Here is a 15,780-nt window from a genome sequence, read left to right as displayed (position 1 = left end):
CGCGGGTATGCAGCGGGCGTGACCCCGAAGAAACCCGAGAAGCACGCCGGCCCCCCGGCCCGCGAGGGCGACCGGCTCGCCGAGTACCGGGGCAGGCGGGACCCCGGGCGGACGCCGGAGCCCGTTCCCGGGAACGAGGCGCCGCCGCGCGGCGACGAGGCTCTGCCGCGCGGGGACGACGACACGTTCGTCGTCCAGGAGCACCACGCGACCAGCCTGCACTGGGATCTGCGGCTCGAACGCGACGGCGTGCTCGTCTCGTGGGCCGTGCCGAAGGGCCTGCCGTGGAGCCCGGACACCAACCACCTGGCGGTGCACACCGAGGACCACCCGCTGGAGTACGCCACCTTCGAGGGCGAGATCCCGCGCGGCGAGTACGGCGCCGGGAAGATGACCATCTGGGACCGCGGGACCTACGAGACCGAGAAGTGGTCCGAGCGCGAGGTGAAGGTCGTCATCCACGGCTCCCGCGTGTCCGGCCGCTACGTGCTGTTCAGGACGCGCGGCAGGAACTGGATGATCCACCGCATGGACCCGCCCGCGGATCCGGACGCCGAGCCGCTGCCGGAGTCGCTGCGCCCGATGCGGCCGCAGGAGCGCGCCCGCCTGCCGCGCGATCCGCGGGCCTGGGGGTTCGAGTTCGCGTGGGGCGGCAAGCGGCTGGCCGCCTACGTCGAGGGCGGCCGGACCCGGTTCACCGACGCGCGGGGCCGCGCCGTGGACGGTCCCGGCGGGCTCGGCTCCCGGCTCGGGGCGCAGCTCGGCGTCCGGCCCGCGCTGCTGGACGGGGAGCTGGCCGTCCTGGACGGCCGCGAGACCTACATGATCTACGACGTGCCGCATCTGGACGGGCACCCGCTGCTGGACGTCCCCTACCGGGAGCGGCGGGAGCGGCTCGACGACCTCGGCCTGTCGGGCCCGCGGTGGCAGACGGCCCCCTGGTACCCCGGCGACGGCCGCGCCGTCCTGGAGGCGGCACGCGACCAGGGGCTGCCCGGCGTCGTCGCGAAGCGCCTGGACTCCCCATACGAGCCGGGCGAGGAGTCCGGCGCCTGGCGGCTCGTCCCGTCCCGGCCAGGGAAGCGGCGCTGACCCGCCGCCGGTCCGCCTGACCCGCCCCGGGCGCGCGCGGGAAGCGCGGAAAGCACTGCGTTCCGGGCGGAACCGGCGGAAGCCTCCGGGCATCAAAAGGACGTGACGCCCCGTTCGGCGCGTCTTCGCCGAAAACGATCAGGAGCGGATTAGAGTCCCGCCCTGAGACGGGCGGCGTACGCGCTGGAAGCGGGGGAACGGCACATGATGGGCAAGACGCATGCCCTGAGCGGTGCGCTGGCATGGCTGGGCGCCGTCCCGGTCATCGGGCAGGAGCGGCTGCTCGGCGAGCACGCCGTGGCGCTGTCGCCGGAGCAGATCATGGCGGGCGCCGTGGTGTGCGCCGGCGCCGCGATCCTGCCGGACATCGACCACCACAACGGCCGGATCGCCAACACCTTCGGGCCGATCACGAACCACATGTGCAAGTGGATCGGGAAGCTGTCGGGCGGGCACCGGCACGCGACCCACTCGATCCTGTTCGCGGTCGGCATCGGCTGGGCGATGGACACCCTCGCCACCCACTACATCTGGGGCTGGTGGGCCTGCCTGTTCATGATCGTGGGGCTCGGGCTGCGCGGCATCGGGCTGGACTTCGAGGGCAAGGAGCCGCAGTCGGCGCTGGCGGACTGCGCGCTGGCCCTGATCGCCGTCTGGCTCATGCACAAGATCGATATGAGCTTCGTCGGGTTCGCGGTGACACTCGGCTGCCTGGCCCATGTCGTCGGCGACTGCCTGACGCCGCGGGGCTGTCCGGTGTTCTGGCCGCTGCCGTGGCGGATCGAGGCCCCCGTCGTCCCGCGGACGGACGGCAAGGTGGAGCGGTGGGTGGTGATGCCGGTCCTGATCCTCGGCATCGCGATCCTCGCCGTCCGCTCCGTGCTCGGCGACATCACCGCCCAGTGGCTGACCAGGGGCTGATCCGTTCCCTCTCAGCGGATCAGATCGTCAAAGTCCCGGCAGCGCACGACCGCCCAGGCCGACTTCTCCTCGTTGAAGACACCGGTGAGCACGACCCGGCTGACTCCGGGGATGGCCTGCGCCGTGCACGCGACCTGTCCCCTGGCCAGGCGCGACCAATGCCTGGCGGGCCTCGTCCCGTCGGCCTCGCCGACCACGTCGACGACCACCGTGCCCTGCGGCCCCTCCTTCCCCGCGCTGACGCCGTCCGGGCCCGGAATCTCGGTTGCGAGCCCCTTGCGCACTTCCTGTGACGTGAGCGGGACCCCGAGCTGGCTGAGGGCAAGGTACGGGTGGCCGGGGAGCCCCGGGCGCACGACCGGGACCAGCCGCCCGTCCTGGACCAGGTAGACGGTGATGGTCTCGGCGTCGCCCGCCGCGAGCGGCGGGTCTCCCGCGCTGATGATCCCGGTCGGCCGGATGCCGGGCCCGGTCGGGAACCTCGCCGCCAGGGCCACCAGGAGGACGGCCGCCGCGACCAGCACGGCCGCCGCTCCGCACCACGCGAGCCGCCGCCTCACGGGGCCTCACCTCCGTCGGGGAACGGCCCGGGCAGCCAGAGCGTGAACACCGCACCGCCGTCCGGTCCGTTGCCGGCCTCCAACCCTCCCCCGTGCAGGAGGGCGTTCTCCCTGGCGATCGACAGCCCGAGGCCGCTGCCCTCGCTCCGCGAGCGGGCGGCCTCGGCCTTGACGAACCGGTCGAACACCACGGCGACCAGATCGTCGGGCAGTCCGGGGCCCCGGTCGGCGACCACGACCTCCACCCCCGCGACGCCGCCGCGCTCCACCCGGGCGAAGTTCAGCGCCACGGGCGGGCGGCCGTGCTCGAGCGCGTTGCCCACCAGGTTGGCGATGATGACGTCGAACCGCCGCGGGTCCAGCCGGACGTCCAGGTCCGCCGGGCCGGCCACGGTCACCTCGTCCCGCCACCCGCGCGCGGCCAGCGTGGCGGTGACGGCGTCGGCCAGGTTCACCTCGTCCGCGACGAGCGCCGCGGCGCCGGCGTCGAACCGGCTGATCTCGATCAGGTGCTCGACCAGCCGCCCGAGCCGCCGCGTCTCCCCCGCGACGAGCGCCGCCGCGCCGTCCCCGCCCGGCCCGGCATCCTCGGCCAGCACGTCGGTGACGGCGATCATGGAGGTCAGCGGTGTGCGCAGCTCGTGGGAGACGTCGGCGACGAACCGGCGCGACGCGGCCTCCATCGCGCGCAGCTCCGTCACCGTCCGCTCCAGCGCCTCGGCCGTGCGGTTGAAGGTGCGGGCGAGGTCGGCCATCTCGTCGCGGCCCCGCACGTCCACGCGCGTCCCGAAGTCCCCCGCGCCGAGGGCCCGCGCGGCGGCGCCGAGGCGGCGCACCGGGCGCAGGACGCCGCGGGTCGCCAGCAGCGCCAGCCCGAGGGCCGACACCAGCGCGGCGGCGTCCGCGACCAGCAGCGTGCGCGTGAACAGGGCCAGGTCGGAGGCCTCCCGGCTCAGGCTCGCGGACACGAACACCATCGGGGGCGTCGTGCGCCATGGCTCGTCCGTCGTCGTCTCGTAGCCGGTGACGCGGCCGCCGACGAGCAGGTACGGCCGGCCGTGCCGGACGACACGCCGGAACACCAGCCCCTGCCGCGCGCGCCGCGCGAACTCGGCGGTGACCGGCACGTCCAGCGAGGCCAGAGCCGGTAGCGCGGCGCTCCCGTCCAGCGGCATCGGCACCGCCGCCACCTTCCGCCCGGGAGCCGAACCCAGCGTGTCGCTCAACTGGGCGGCGACGAGGACCGTGACGTCGGGCGGCAGCCTGGGCGGGATCTGGCGGGCCAGGGCGTTGCGGACATCGGTCAGCACGGCGTCCTGGGCGCGCTGCAGCATCACGCGCCGGAGCAGGACGTAGGAGATGCCGGACGCGAGGAGCGCGGCCAGCAGCGCGACCGCGGTGAACGCCGCCGCGAGCCGCCCCCGAAGCCCGATCACGGGGCCGCGAACCGGTAGCCGAAGCCGCGGACGGTCTCGATCAGCCGGGGCTCGGCGGGCTCGTCCTCGATCTTCGCCCGGACGCGCTGGACGCACGCGTCGACCAGCCGCGAGTCGCCGGGATAGTCGTGCTCCCAGACCTGCGCCAGCAGGTGGCGGCGGGTGAGGGCCTGGCCGGGGCGGCGCGCCAGTTCCAGCAGGAGCCGCAGCTCGGTCGGGGTGAGGCGCAGGTCGGCGCCGCCCTTGGTGACCTTCAGCGAGGTCCGGTCGATGACGAGGTCGCCGTAGACGGACCGGTCGAGGCGGGTCTGGTCGGCGCGGCGCAGGACCGCGCGGATCCGGGCGTCCAGGACGCGGGGCTCGACGGGCTTCACCACGTAGTCGTCGGCGCCCGCCTCCAGGCCGAGGACGATGTCGAGGTCGTCGCCCCGCGCGGTCAGCAGGATGACCGGCAGCGGGTCCTCCCGGCGGATGCGGCGGCACACCTCGATGCCGTCGATGCCGGGCAGCATCACGTCCAGGATCGCGATCTCGGGGCGGCGCGCCCGCAGCGCCTCCAGTCCGTCCTCGCCCGTGGCCCGGGACGTCACCCCGTGCCCCTGGCGGGTCAGCGCCAGCTCCAGCGCCGCCCGGGCGGACGGATCATCCTCGATGAACAGAATGCTCGCCACCCGGTCATTATCGGCCGACCTCGGTCATCCATCGGGATGTGTCACAAGATCCGGACATCTCCGGCACGAGACCATGACAGGCCGCCGGAACGGTGGGGCCCATGTCGCTCGCGCTGCTCCCGCCCCGCCGTCCACGCCGCCGCCCTGCTGGGCATGGCTCTGCCCGGACGCCGGAGGATCCGCGCCGCGCTGGCCGGGGGCGCGGTCGCGGTCGCCGGGTACGCGGCGGGCGCGGCGCTGAACGCGCACGTCCGCGCCGAACTGTATCCGCGCGGCGCGCGGGACCTCGCCGGGATCCTCACGTCCCGGCTGACCGCGCTCCCGGGACAGGAGTGGGCGCTCTCGGGCGCGGCGGGGCAGCTCTGGTACCTGATCGTCTCCACCTGGGGGCTGGCGGGGGCCGGGCTGGTGGCGGTCGCGGCGGCCCTCGCGCGGCGGCGGACGCCCGCGGCGGACAGGATCATGGCGGGCGTGCCGCTCGCCACGACCTGCGGCATCGCCTACGCCTCCTCGGCCGCGCTGCCGGACGAGCACCGGGTGGGCAACTTCGCGTACGGCCGCTACCTGGCGTGCGTGGCGCTGGTCTACGCCCTCGCCGGGGCCACGGCGCTCGCGCGCCTCGCCACGGGCCCGGCGATCCGCCTGGCGGCGGCGGGCGCGCTCCTGCTGGAGGGAGCCGCGCTGTGGGTCACCGCCTACGCGGGCGAGCGGCTCCGCACCCACGTCTTCATCGGGTTCGACTTCCCCGAGGTCACGTTCCTGACCGCCGACCGGGGCGCGCTGCACCTGCACGAGGCCGCACTCGCGGCGCTCGCCCTGCTCGGCGGCCTGCTCGTGCTGTCCAGGCTGGACAGGACGGCCTTGACGGCCGTCGCGCTCGCCGGGGTGAACCTCGCGGCGCTGACGTTCGCGCTGGGGCCGCACGCGCGGCGCGTCCCGGCCGGGCCCCCGCTGCCCGGCCCGGCCTCGGGCGGGGTCGTCGCGGACGCGTCGCTCGGCTGGGCCGTCAGGACCGCGCTGATGTACCCCGTGTGGTGGACGCGCCTCGGCGCCTTCGACGTCCGCGCCGGACGGCCGCCCGCCCCGGGCGTGTGCACGGTCGTCGTGCCCCTCCCGGACGGGACGCCGCCCGAGGCGTCCTGGCCCGCGCATCCGGCGGGCTGGCGGCCGCACGCGGGACGGTTCTGGGCGTCGTCCTGGGTGAGCTGGCACGCACCGTCCTGCCCGCGCGCGGGTCAGTAGCGCGTCACCAGCGCGATCCGGTCGTGGTCGATGAGGAAGCCGTCCGAGACGAACGTGACCTCGCCCCCGTACTCCAGCGCCGTCTCGATCACGTGGTCCACGACGTCGTCGACGACGTCCGCGCCCTTGAGCACGCCGGGCCCGCCCTCCACCGGGATCAGCTCGTCCTCGGTCCGCACCGCGGGCGCGTAGTAGCCGCGCTCGACGACCAGGTGCTCGCCGCGCCCCTCTTCGACCAGTTCCGTCACCTCGCACAGCCCGCCCGCGTACCGCTGGATGCTGCGCGCCGCCTCCAGTTCCGACAGCACGCCGACCTCGCGGAGGTCCTCGTAGGCGGCGAGCGCGGGCCGGGCGGCCTCGATGAGCGCGCTCGGCGAGGCGCCCTCGAAGCTGCCGTCGACGCGTCCCGCCACGGTGACGTGCGGCCCGGCGACCTCGTCGAAGACCGCCTGGTGCCGGGTGACGCCGGCGACGATCAGCGGGCGCCGGTCCCGCGCGAGGACGCGTTCGAGGGCGGCCACCACGTCCCGCATGGCCTGGCGGCGCCACTCGCCCTCGCCGCCCTGCGCGGCCCGCCGCGCCTGCCGTCCGGCCCCCGCCTCGTCGATCGGCTCGGGCTCGACGGGGAAGCCGCCGCGGGCGTGCTCGGTCAGCTCCGCGCCGAGGCCGCTCCACAGCCGCGTCCGGTGGTCCGACAGGGACAGCAGCCAGTAGCGCGGCATGCGGGTGAAGGCGGCCACGAGGTCGCGGGTGGCGAACCCGGTGTCGACGACCACCCGCTCGTCCACGGGCTGGCCGATCGTGAACGCGTGGTGCTCGCCGTGCGGGGCGGCGAACAGCACCAGCGCGTCGGAGGCGTGCCTCGGGTCGACCTCGTCCGCGGCGCGCTCCAGCCCCCGGACGATGTGGTCGGCGGCGTCGGGCGCGACCCTCGGGTCGTCGTGAAGCCGGCGCCGCACCTCCGCCAGCAGGTTCCGCAGCCGGATGCGGTCCTGCCGGCCGTCCCGGGCGGAGCGGTGCGTCGGCATCAGCACCGACACCGCGGGGTAGGGCCTCGGCTTGCGCAGCCCGGACAGGGTGACAGCGTCCATGATCCCCCGATCGTCGCGCTTCATCCTTTCTGTCTCTTTTCTAGCGAGCTGTAGGTAAATGAGGTGTAAGCCCTGTCCGATTTGCGGGACGGGACCCCCGCTCGCCGACTCGCCCCGCCGCTGGGACGCGTCAGACCCGCTCGATCACCGGGCCGAGGACGTCCATGAACGGCGAGTGCACCGTGACGTAGGAGAACCCGTACCGCTCGCGGCGCTCCCGGATCTGCTCGGCGATCTGCGCCTCCGTCCCGAGCAGGACGAACGGTGTGTCCAGGATCTCCTCGACCGTCATGTAGGGGAGTCGCTCGGCGCGCATCCGCCCGGCCTCGGCGCGCCGGTCGGAGGTCACCTGCACGTGCTGGACGAGCACGTTCCATTCGATCTGCTCCGCGCGGTCGCCGGCGTGCTCGCGGGCGAACCGGACCCGCTCGCCGGCCTCCTCGGCGGTGCCCAGCCGGAAGGTCCCCGGCGGCTCGCCCTTCATCTGGTAGGCCCCCGCGATCCCCACGATGTCGGCGTGACGGGCCGCCGCCCGAAGGACCGTGTCGCCGGTGCCGCCGACGAGCAGCGGCGGCCCCGACCCGCCGAACCCGGCGCGTTGGACGGGCGCCAGCTCGGCCAGCCCGAAGAACTCGGCCACCGGCCGGTGCCGCTCGTAGCCGTCCCCGCCGAACAGCCCGCCCAGCTCCTCGACCAGCCCGGTCATCTGCTCCACACGGGCGGCGAACGGCTCCCACGGGATCCCGGCCGCGTCGAACTCCCACTTCATGTGCCCGGCGCCGAGCCCGAGCTCGACCCGCCCGCCGGTGAGCCGGTCGGCGGTGGCGACCTCGCGGGCGAGGAGGTGGGCGTTCCAGAAACCGGCGTTCAGCACCAGGGCGCCGACGCGCAGCCGCTCGGTCGCGTCCGCGGCGGCGACCATGGTCGGGAAGGGGGCCGGGGAGCCGAGGTGGTCGGGCACGAGCGCGACGTCGTAGCCGTACCGCTCGCCGCGCCGGCACCGCTCGGCGAAATCGTCGCGGGAGACGATGTCGAAGACGTTGAACCCGAAGCGGAAGTTCCTCATGCGGTCACCCTGCCACCTCACCCCGGCGTGATGAAGGCCGTCTCGTAGGCGAAGATCACCGCCTGGGTCCGGTCCCGGGCCTGCATCTTGGCGAGGATGTTCCCGACGTGCGTCTTCACGGTCTGCGGGCTCACGAAGAGCTCACCGGCGATCTCCGCGTTCGAGTGGCCCTTGGCCATCAGCCGCAGCACGTCCCCCTCCCGCTCGGTGAGCCGGCCGTGCCAGGCCGCGCCCCCGGCGCCGGACGAGCCGTGCCGCCCGGCCAGCTCCCGGATCGCCGCCGGGAACAGCAGGCTGTCGCCGTGCGCGACCATCCGGATCGCCTGCAGGATCTCCTCCGGCCGCGTCCGCTTGAGCAGGAAGCCGTTGGCGCCCGCCTTCAGCGCGTCGTAGACGTACTCGTCGTTCTCGAACGTGGTGACGACGATGATCCGCGGCGGCTCCGGGACGGTGGCGAGGAGGTGGCGGGTCGCCTGGATGCCGTCGAGCCGCGGCATCCGCACGTCCATCAGCACGACGTCGGGGCGCAGCCGCCGCACCTCGCCCGGCACCTCCGTGCCGTCGGACGCCTCACCGACGACCTCCAGGTCGTCCTCGGCGTCGATGATGGCGGCGAGGCCCGCCCGGATCAGCCGCTCGTCGTCGACCAGCAGAACCTTGATCGTCATGACCCGGACCTTAGCGGCAGCGAGACGCGGAAACGCCAGCGGTCGCCGTCGGCCCCGGCGCTCATCTCGCCGCGCAGCACGGTGACGCGCTCGCGGACCCCGCCGAGGCCGCGGCCGCCGCCATGGCCAGCGCCCTCGCCGCGGGTCGTGCCGAGCGGATTGGTCATCTCGACCTCCAGCCGCTCCCCGTCGGTGCCGAGCCGCAGCCGCACCGGCACCTTCCCCGCATGCCGGAGGGCGTTCGTCAGGCCCTCCTGGACGATCCGGTACGCCTCCCGCGACACCGCCGCCGGGACGTGCTCCACCTCCGGATCCACCTCGGCGTCCAGCGCGACCCCGGCGATCCGCGTCTGTTCCAGCAGCCGCCCGAGGTCCTTCAGCGTCGCCTGCGGGGCCGGGCGGGACCGGTCGTCGCGCAGCAGCCCGAGCACGTGGTCGAGGTCCTCCAGCGCGGCGCGGGCCGAGTCCTCGATCGCGGCGAGCGCCTCGCGGGCGAACTCCGGATCGCTGCCCAGCACCCGCCCGGCAGCTCCCGCCTGCAGGGTCACCACGCTGAGCGCGTGCCCCACCGAGTCGTGCAGCTCCCTCGCCAGCCGGTTGCGCTCGGCGAGCCTGACGGCCTCGGCCCGCATCCCGGCCAGCCGCTCGGCGGCGGACGGCCCGAGGAGGACCGGCGCCAGCCGGGCCAGCAGCGCGCCGGCCCCCACGATCACCGCGAGCAGCAGGGCCAGCGCCGCCAGCCCGATCAGCGGCGCGGGCCACTGGTGCCAGGCGTCCTGCCAGCCCCAGGACTCCAGGAACCGGGTGTCCCAGCTCACCACCGGCGCGAGGAGCATCACGACGGCGGCCGGGGGGAGGGCCAGGCTCAGCCCGCTGACCACCACGCCCGTGCCGAGGTGCAGCGTGAACCACGCCGCGGCGCGGCCGCGGCTCTCCCAGGAGCCCGCCGAGCCGGGCGCGAGCGCGGTCGCGGGGCCCCGGAGCAGTTCCTTGGCCAGCGAGCTCTCCAGCAGCCGCACCGTCGGCACGAGCCCGGTCACGAACGTCGCCACGGCCGGCATGACGACCAGCATCAGCACGGCCTTGACGAGGTCGTTGCCGACCGGCAGCAGCGGGATCAGGCTGATCGCGAGGAACCAGTACGGCATCAGCAGCGCGCCGCCCACGACGAGGTGGGACCAGCGCCGCCAGGTCGTCCGCTCGATCAGCGGGCGGAGCACGCGGAGCACGTTCCGATCCTGACAGAACCGGTGGCGCGCCCACTCCCCCGCGCGGGGGAGAGCGCGCTCACGCCTTGTCCTTCTCCCCGGCCGCGCGCTCCCCGGCGGCGCGGTCGCGCTCGGCGAGCCTGGCCAGGCGCGCGTTGTACGCGGCGAGCTCGTCGTCCTCGGGGCGCCCCCCGGCCTTCGCGGCCCGGTCGGCCTTGCGGTCCATGCGCCGCGCCTGCCGCTGGTCGTGGAAGTACCACTGGAAGGCCAGCACGATCAGGACGATGAACGTCGGCACCTCGCCGAAGCCCCACGCGATGGCGCCGCCGGTGTGCTGGTCGTGCAGGATCGTGGTGCCCCACGGCGGGTCGACCGCGGTGTACCAGCCGCGCGCGAGCGCCTGGCTCATGTTCATCAGGGCGATGCCGAAGAACGCGTGGAACGGCATCGTGACGAACAGCAGCAGGAGGCGGGCCGGATAGGGCAGCTTGCGCGGCGCCGGGTCGACGCCGAGCAGCACCCAGAAGAACAGGGAGCCGCTGGCCAGGAAGTGGACGGTCATCGCGATGTGGCCGAGATGGTTGCGCATCGCGGTCTCGAACAGCGGCGTGAAGTACAGCACGAACGTGCTCACCACGAAGATGAGCGTGGCGACCGCGGGATGGGCGATGACCGCGAGGTACCGGCTGTGCAGCACCGCGGTGAGCCACTCGCGCGGGCCGCGGTCGCCGCGCACGCGGGCGGGCTTGAGCGCCCGCAGCGCCAGCGTCACCGGCGCGCCGACGACCAGGAAGATCGGCGTCAGCATGTTCAGCACCATGTGCTGCGCCATGTGCACGCTGAACAGGATCGGCGCGTACCTGGCGACACCGGTCTGCGTGACGGCCACGATCGTCAGGAGCCCGATGAGCCAGGACGCGGTGCGCCCCCAGGACCAGGAGTCGCCGCGCCGCCGCAGCCGGACGACGGCGGCGAGGTAGAGCCCGCCGAGGACGACGACGAGGGCGGCGAAGAACAGGTCGAACTGCCCCAGCGTCAGCAGCCGCACCGGGGTGACCTGCGGGGGCATGTCGTAGCCGAGCAGCGACTTGACCGCGGACTCCGGCTCGGCCGGCGCGGGCGGTGCGGTCCGGGCCAGCGCGACGGCCAGGCCCATGGTGGCGCCCATCACGGCGGCCTCGACGGACGCGAACCGGGCGAACATCCCCGGCCTGCCGTCCGCCACCGCGGGCAGCGTCCGGGTCCGGTGCCACCAGCCGAACCAGCCGAGCAGGCAGAATGCGATGATCTTGCCGAGCGCGAGCCGCCCGTAGTCGGTCTCGACCATCTCCCGCGGGTCCGGCAGCCGGGCGATCACGTTCACCAGGCCGCTGGCGCCGACGGTGACGTAGCACCACGCGGCCATCCGGCTGAACCGCTCCGCCACGAGCGGCAGCCGGTCGCGGCGCAGCAGCGCGTGGGCGCAGACGACGGCGAGCCCGCCGACCCACGGGGCGACCGCGGCGACGTGCAGGGCGACGCCGGTCGTCGCGGTGGAGTGGTTGGCGGCCGAGGCCGAGTGCCCGGTGAGCGGCGCGGGCAGCAGCGCGATCCCGGCCAGGGCGAGCAGCCCGAACGCGGCGGCGGGCGTGGTGGTGGTGCGGGCCAGCAGCGCCACCACGACGGCGAGCAGCACCACGATCATGAGGGCGGTGCCCTGCGGCAGCGAGCCGACATAACTGCTCAGCTCGCTGCCGGTGAGGACGTCGCCGACCGGCTGGCCGAGCACGTCCGCGACGGTGAACACCAGCGTGGCCGCCGCGGCGGCGGCCCAGGCCGCGGCGATCCAGGAGGCGGCGTTCAGGTAGCCGACGGCGTCCCCGGACAACCGCGGCGCGGCGCGCCCGCCCTCGACGGGAAGGAACGCGGCCGCGGCGAGCAGGGCGCCGACGGTCAGGGCGGAGAGCAGGTCCATCGCCGCCCGGGAGACCGGCAGCCCCCACCGGGTGAGGGCGCCGGCGTCGCCGAGGCCGGGGATGACCTTCTCGGTGACCGAGCCACCGAGGACGAGCCCGGCCACCAGCAGGGCGGCGCACGCGGCCAGGGCGGCCGCCCCCGCCCACCAGACGGCCAGGCTCCCCCTACTCACCGCCGGATGCCGCCGGGTGCTTGTGCTTGGCGCGGAACACGATGACCACCCCGATGCCGACGCCGACGAGCAGGCCCGCGATGATCAGCACCCACAGGAGCATCCCGGAGCCGGAGTCCTCCTCGGCCGCGGTCTGCTGCTGGTCGGCCTTGAGCGGCTGCTCGTCGGTGTTGGCGGCCGGGCCCGTCTGCTCCTCGGCGCCGACCCCGCCGGCGGAGGGGGCGGACGAGGCGGCCGGCGGGGCGCCGTTCCCGGTCACGCTGAACGCCAGGTCGTCGCCCTCGATCGGGTGCCCGTCCTCGCCGACGACCCGGTAGGCGACCGTGTAGGAGCCGGCGGGCAGCGGGCCGGACAGCTTCTGCGTGACCTTGGTCCCGGCGCGCTCGGCCGCGCCCGCCTGGAACTCCTTCTTCTTCCCGTCGCTGACGACGACCTTCGCCACGCTGATCTCGTCGCTGAAGACCAGCGTGACCTCGGTGACCGCGTCCGCCGCCTTGCCCTTCTCGGGTGTGCTGCCGACCAGCTTCGTGTGCGCCATCGCGGGCGGCGCGGTGGCGGCGCCGAAGGCGAGCGCGGCTGCGGCGATCAGAGCGAGGCGGCGCAGGGGCCGGCGGGACTTGAGCATGTTCATGGAGGGCCGGGTTCTCTAGGTGAGTCGAAGGGCTCCGTCTACCCTACTGAGCCCGCCACCATGACACGTCCCGGGTCGCGCGATGGCGCGAACCGGAAGAAGCGCCGCCGGTCAGTTGCATCCGCAGTCGCAGTCGCAGCAGTCGCACGAGTCGCAGCAATCACAGCAGTCGCAGCATCCGGAGCAGTCGCAGCAGCCTCCGTCGCAGCCGTCGCAGCCGTCGGCGTGCCGGGTGCACCAGCAGCGGTCGCCGCACGAGTCCCCGTGGTGATCGCTCCACTCGGGCTGGAAGATCCCGCAGCTGACGCAGACCAGCGTCCCGGTGAAGCACGGGATCGGCCAGCCGGGGCGCGGGGGCCGGGGCCCCCGCCTGGCCAGGTTCGCGGGGGCGGCGAAGGCGCTCTCGACCGAGCGGCCCGCCTCGCGTTCCAGCAGGGCCCGGACGAGGCGCGGCCTCTCCATCTCCAGTTCGGCGAGCGCGAGCCGCAGCCCGTGGAGCGCGCCGTCGGCGTGCCGGCGGGCCTCGTCGAGGGTGGTGCCGGTCGCGAGGAGCGGGTTGTACGCGCCCGCCGCCTCGTCCTCGGCGAGGTCCTCGACGGCGTCGATGAGGTGGGCGAGGCGCCCGAAGAAGCGGCCCGCCTCGGCGAGCGTCTCGGCGTTGCCCTCCCTGCCCGCGAGGACGGCCGTGTGCGCGAACACCGCGGCGACGGCGGTCTCGGTGGGCTCGGTCAGGTCGAGGAGCCCGAGGCCGGGGGCCGCTTCCAGGAGCGGCTGCCGGGCGACCGCGTCGCGCAGCGCCGCCGGGTCGAACCCGACGGCGGCGCCCGTGCGGCCGCCCGCGGCGTCCCACCGGTCGGCCATCCGCCCGGCCGCGGCGGCGACGAGGCGCCGCGCGTACGGCCCGTCGCCGTCGGCCACGTGGTCGCGGGTCTTGCCGGCGGCGAGCAGCAGGGACGCGGCCGCGGCGAGCTGCGCGCCCTGCGCCCGCGCGGTGACGACCTCGGCGGTCTTCATCCCGCGCAGGGCGCACGGCCCGGCCTTGCGGCGCGGCGACAGCTCCGGCGCCTGCGCCTCCACCAGCACCGACACGAGCAGGCCGTCGTAGTTGGTGACGAGCCGCGCGGCCTGGCCGTGCTCGGCCCGGAGCGTCAGGCACAGCCCGCACAGGTGGGCCATCCAGTCCTTGAACAGGGACCCGCACAGAACATGACGGCAGGGTCGAACAACACCGAACACGAACAACTCCCCCATCTCACGCCGATCGCAGCATTATTCATGGACGCGGCGGAGCGCGGAACGGTTCGGCCGGAACGGTCCGATCAGACCCCCACGCAGGTCAGGGCGCGGCGGTAGGCGGCCATGCGGGGCCCGTCGGAGGTCCCCGTCCCGGCCAGCACCTCGGCGAGGTCGAACCACGCCTGCGCGGCCTCCCGGGAGGACTCCATCTCCTCCAGGCAGGTCGCGGCCCGGGTCAGCACCTCGACCGCGCGGTCGTGCCGGCCGAGCCGCACCGACGCCTCACCGAGCACGGTCAGGGCACCGGCGGTGGCGCGGCGAGGGGCGTCCCCGAGCAGGTCCAGAGCCTCCTCGGCGAGCGCCACCGCCTCGGCGGGACGGCCGAGCGCGGTCTCGGCGCGGGCCAGCTCCGTCAGGCACCAGGCCACGTCGATCTCGCCGGAGGAGCTGGCGCTGATCTCGCCGCGCACCCGGGCGAGCAGTTCGCGGGCGCGGGCGGCCTGGTCGGGCTTGGCCCGCAGCAGCAGGCCGGCGTAGATGACGCGGAGCCGGTTGAGGTTGCGGGGGTCCTCGCCGTCGCCGGCCAGCATCAGGGCCCGCTCGGCGAGCGCGACGCCGTCGTCGTACTCGCCGCGGATCTCCGCGACGTAGGCGGCCTCCCAGTAGGCGACCATGCGGGCGCGGGGGCTGCCGATCCGCTCGGCGCGCTCGACGAGCTGGGCGGCCAGCTGGCGGGCCCGGACGAGGTCGCCGCGCTCGATGAACGCCGACAGCAGCGCCGCACCGAGGTCCACGGCGGCGTCGGTGGAGTCGGCGCCGGTGGCGACGAGGTGCCGCAGCGCGGTCTCGGCGGCCTCCACGCCCGCGCTGATGTCGCCGCGCTCGCGAAGGCAGCGACTCAGCGCGACGTGCACCTTGGCCCAGTGGTCGAGGTCGGCCTCGGCGGACGCCTGCTCGGTCAGCGCCGTCAGCTCGGCGATCGCCTCCTCCAGCTCGCCCGCGGCCTCCAGCGCGAGCGCGTGGCCCCAGCGGGCCTGGTGCAGCATCTCGGGCAGCGCGACCGCGTCGGCGCTCGCGAGCACCTCGGCGAACCGGGCCCGCGCCTCGGCCGCCGCGCCGTTGCTGAGCGCGATCTCGGCGTAGTCGAGGGTGACGCGCAGCTCGTCCACGACGTCCTCGCTGACGCCGCTGACGAGGTAGGTCGCCGAGCAGTTCAGCTTCGCCGCCAGCAGGTCGACGACGCTCGGGGCCGGCACCCGCTTGTCGCTCTCGATCAGCGAGATGTAGCTGTCGGACAGCTCGGGGAAGGCGAGCTGCGCCTGGCTCACGCCCTGCCGGATCCGCAGAGCGCGAATCCGCTGCCCCAGTGTCTCGCGATCCATCGTGTGACCACCGCCTACAAGGTGCTCGCCGCGCGCAGGGCGAGGAAGAAATCGACTCGGTCTTCAAGTCTGCCGAGATCCCGGCCGGTGAGGTCCTCGATTCGCCGGATTCGGTACCGAAGCGTGTTCACATGGACGTGCAGCCGCGTCGCGGTGCGGTTCCAGGAACCCGAGCAGGACAGGAATACCTCCAGCGTGTGCACGAGATCGGCCTGCCTGGTGGTGTCGTACTCCTCCAGGGGGCCGAGCATCCGCGCGCGGAACGACGACCGCGTCCGCTCCGGGACGGACGCCAGCAGCCACGCGTAGGAGTCCAGGGCCGTCACCCCGGCGGAGTCTCGCATTCGCACCAGGGCAGGCTATAGGTGACGCATCGCCCCCGTCACGCTGCGAAGGCCGGGAATCACGTCCCGGCAACTCCCCTCCGCGGATCCCGCGGACCTCTCCG

14 protein-coding genes and 1 pseudogene are annotated in these 15,780 nt (G+C 74.6%); 3 read left to right on the top strand and 12 right to left on the bottom strand.

What is annotated here, in order from left to right; translation table 11 throughout:
• The first annotated feature begins 18 nt into the window (after positions 1-18).
• Positions 19-1,092, top strand: a complete 1,074-nt coding sequence (locus BJ999_RS43510; RefSeq protein WP_179833678.1) for a DNA polymerase ligase N-terminal domain-containing protein — start codon at positions 19-21, stop codon at positions 1,090-1,092.
• A gap of 204 nt (positions 1,093-1,296) precedes the next feature.
• Positions 1,297-2,013 (top strand): metal-dependent hydrolase, encoded by a 717-nt coding sequence (locus tag BJ999_RS13820; RefSeq protein WP_179833677.1) that lies wholly within the window; start codon positions 1,297-1,299, stop codon positions 2,011-2,013.
• A gap of 11 nt (positions 2,014-2,024) precedes the next feature.
• Here the strand turns inward: BJ999_RS13820 and BJ999_RS13815 are convergent, their stop codons facing one another.
• The 3 genes from BJ999_RS13815 to BJ999_RS13805 are packed head-to-tail and all read right to left on the bottom strand — an operon-like array spanning position 2,025 to position 4,680.
• Entirely contained in the window at positions 2,025-2,573 is a 549-nt protein-coding gene (locus tag BJ999_RS13815; protein ID WP_179833676.1) for a hypothetical protein, read from the bottom strand.
• On the bottom strand, positions 2,570-4,009 hold the full coding sequence (locus tag BJ999_RS13810) for a sensor histidine kinase (protein ID WP_179833675.1): 1,440 nt from the start codon (positions 4,007-4,009) through the stop codon (positions 2,570-2,572). Before BJ999_RS13810 ends, BJ999_RS13815 begins: the two co-directional genes overlap by 4 nt.
• A complete protein-coding gene (locus BJ999_RS13805; protein WP_179833674.1) occupies positions 4,006-4,680 on the bottom strand; it encodes a response regulator transcription factor in 675 nt (224 codons plus the stop codon). Before BJ999_RS13805 ends, BJ999_RS13810 begins: the two co-directional genes overlap by 4 nt.
• Before the next feature lie 153 nt (positions 4,681-4,833).
• Here BJ999_RS13805 and BJ999_RS13800 point away from each other — a divergent pair, with 153 nt between their 5' ends.
• Positions 4,834-5,922, top strand: coding sequence for a hypothetical protein (locus BJ999_RS13800; RefSeq protein WP_179833673.1), 1,089 nt, complete (start codon positions 4,834-4,836; stop codon positions 5,920-5,922).
• On the opposite strand, the gene BJ999_RS13795 is transcribed toward BJ999_RS13800, so the two are convergent.
• From BJ999_RS13795 to BJ999_RS13755, 9 genes and pseudogenes are all read right to left on the bottom strand, one after another.
• Positions 5,916-7,013, bottom strand: a complete 1,098-nt coding sequence (locus tag BJ999_RS13795; protein ID WP_179833672.1) for a baeRF3 domain-containing protein — start codon at positions 7,011-7,013, stop codon at positions 5,916-5,918. The two genes, BJ999_RS13800 and BJ999_RS13795, sit on opposite strands and share 7 nt — an antisense overlap.
• Before the next feature lie 130 nt (positions 7,014-7,143).
• Positions 7,144-8,079 (bottom strand): LLM class F420-dependent oxidoreductase, encoded by a 936-nt coding sequence (locus BJ999_RS13790; RefSeq protein ID WP_179833671.1) that lies wholly within the window; start codon positions 8,077-8,079, stop codon positions 7,144-7,146.
• A 17-nt stretch (positions 8,080-8,096) separates the two neighbouring features.
• Positions 8,097-8,747 (bottom strand): response regulator transcription factor, encoded by a 651-nt coding sequence (locus BJ999_RS13785; protein WP_179833670.1) that lies wholly within the window; start codon positions 8,745-8,747, stop codon positions 8,097-8,099.
• Positions 8,744-9,976: a sensor histidine kinase gene (locus BJ999_RS13780; RefSeq protein WP_229809890.1), complete on the bottom strand. Its 1,233-nt coding sequence runs from the start codon at positions 9,974-9,976 to the stop codon at positions 8,744-8,746. Before BJ999_RS13780 ends, BJ999_RS13785 begins: the two co-directional genes overlap by 4 nt.
• Before the next feature lie 58 nt (positions 9,977-10,034).
• Positions 10,035-12,083, bottom strand: coding sequence for a bifunctional copper resistance protein CopD/cytochrome c oxidase assembly protein (locus BJ999_RS13775; protein ID WP_179833669.1), 2,049 nt, complete (start codon positions 12,081-12,083; stop codon positions 10,035-10,037).
• On the bottom strand, positions 12,076-12,714 hold the full coding sequence (locus BJ999_RS13770) for a copper resistance CopC family protein (protein ID WP_179833668.1): 639 nt from the start codon (positions 12,712-12,714) through the stop codon (positions 12,076-12,078). The genes BJ999_RS13775 and BJ999_RS13770 overlap by 8 nt, the downstream gene beginning before the upstream one ends.
• A 111-nt stretch (positions 12,715-12,825) precedes the next feature.
• Complete coding sequence (locus tag BJ999_RS13765) at positions 12,826-13,965, bottom strand: DUF5685 family protein (protein ID WP_218935058.1); 1,140 nt, start codon at positions 13,963-13,965, stop codon at positions 12,826-12,828.
• Positions 13,966-14,033: 68 nt separating this feature from the next.
• A complete protein-coding gene (locus tag BJ999_RS13760; protein WP_179833666.1) occupies positions 14,034-15,332 on the bottom strand; it encodes a helix-turn-helix domain-containing protein in 1,299 nt (432 codons plus the stop codon).
• Positions 15,333-15,346: 14 nt separating this feature from the next.
• A pseudogene (locus BJ999_RS13755) lies at positions 15,347-15,649 on the bottom strand (PucR family transcriptional regulator); the annotation flags it as partial.
• Positions 15,650-15,780: the final 131 nt, after the last annotated feature.

It is taken from the genome of Actinomadura citrea, from assembly GCF_013409045.1.
Taxonomy (GTDB): Bacteria; Actinomycetota; Actinomycetes; order Streptosporangiales; family Streptosporangiaceae; genus Spirillospora; species Spirillospora citrea.
Note: the sequence above shows the minus strand (reverse complement) of the source record. Positions and strands in the feature narration are given on the sequence as shown.

Excerpts from the sequence above, each read along its gene's own strand:
- BJ999_RS13770 (WP_179833668.1), bottom strand. The coding sequence starts at position 12,714 with ATGAACATGCTCAAGTCCCGCCGGCCCCTGCGCCGCCTCGCTCTGATC.
- BJ999_RS13760 (WP_179833666.1), bottom strand. The coding sequence starts at position 15,332 with ATGGATCGCGAGACACTGGGGCAGCGGATTCGCGCTCTGCGGATCCGG.
- BJ999_RS13785 (WP_179833670.1), bottom strand. The coding sequence starts at position 8,747 with ATGACGATCAAGGTTCTGCTGGTCGACGACGAGCGGCTGATCCGGGCG.
- BJ999_RS13820 (WP_179833677.1), top strand. The coding sequence starts at position 1,297 with ATGATGGGCAAGACGCATGCCCTGAGCGGTGCGCTGGCATGGCTGGGC.
- BJ999_RS13790 (WP_179833671.1), bottom strand. The coding sequence starts at position 8,079 with ATGAGGAACTTCCGCTTCGGGTTCAACGTCTTCGACATCGTCTCCCGC.
- BJ999_RS13800 (WP_179833673.1), top strand. The coding sequence starts at position 4,834 with ATGGCTCTGCCCGGACGCCGGAGGATCCGCGCCGCGCTGGCCGGGGGC.
- BJ999_RS13765 (WP_218935058.1), bottom strand. The coding sequence starts at position 13,965 with ATGGGGGAGTTGTTCGTGTTCGGTGTTGTTCGACCCTGCCGTCATGTT.
- BJ999_RS13795 (WP_179833672.1), bottom strand. The coding sequence starts at position 7,013 with ATGGACGCTGTCACCCTGTCCGGGCTGCGCAAGCCGAGGCCCTACCCC.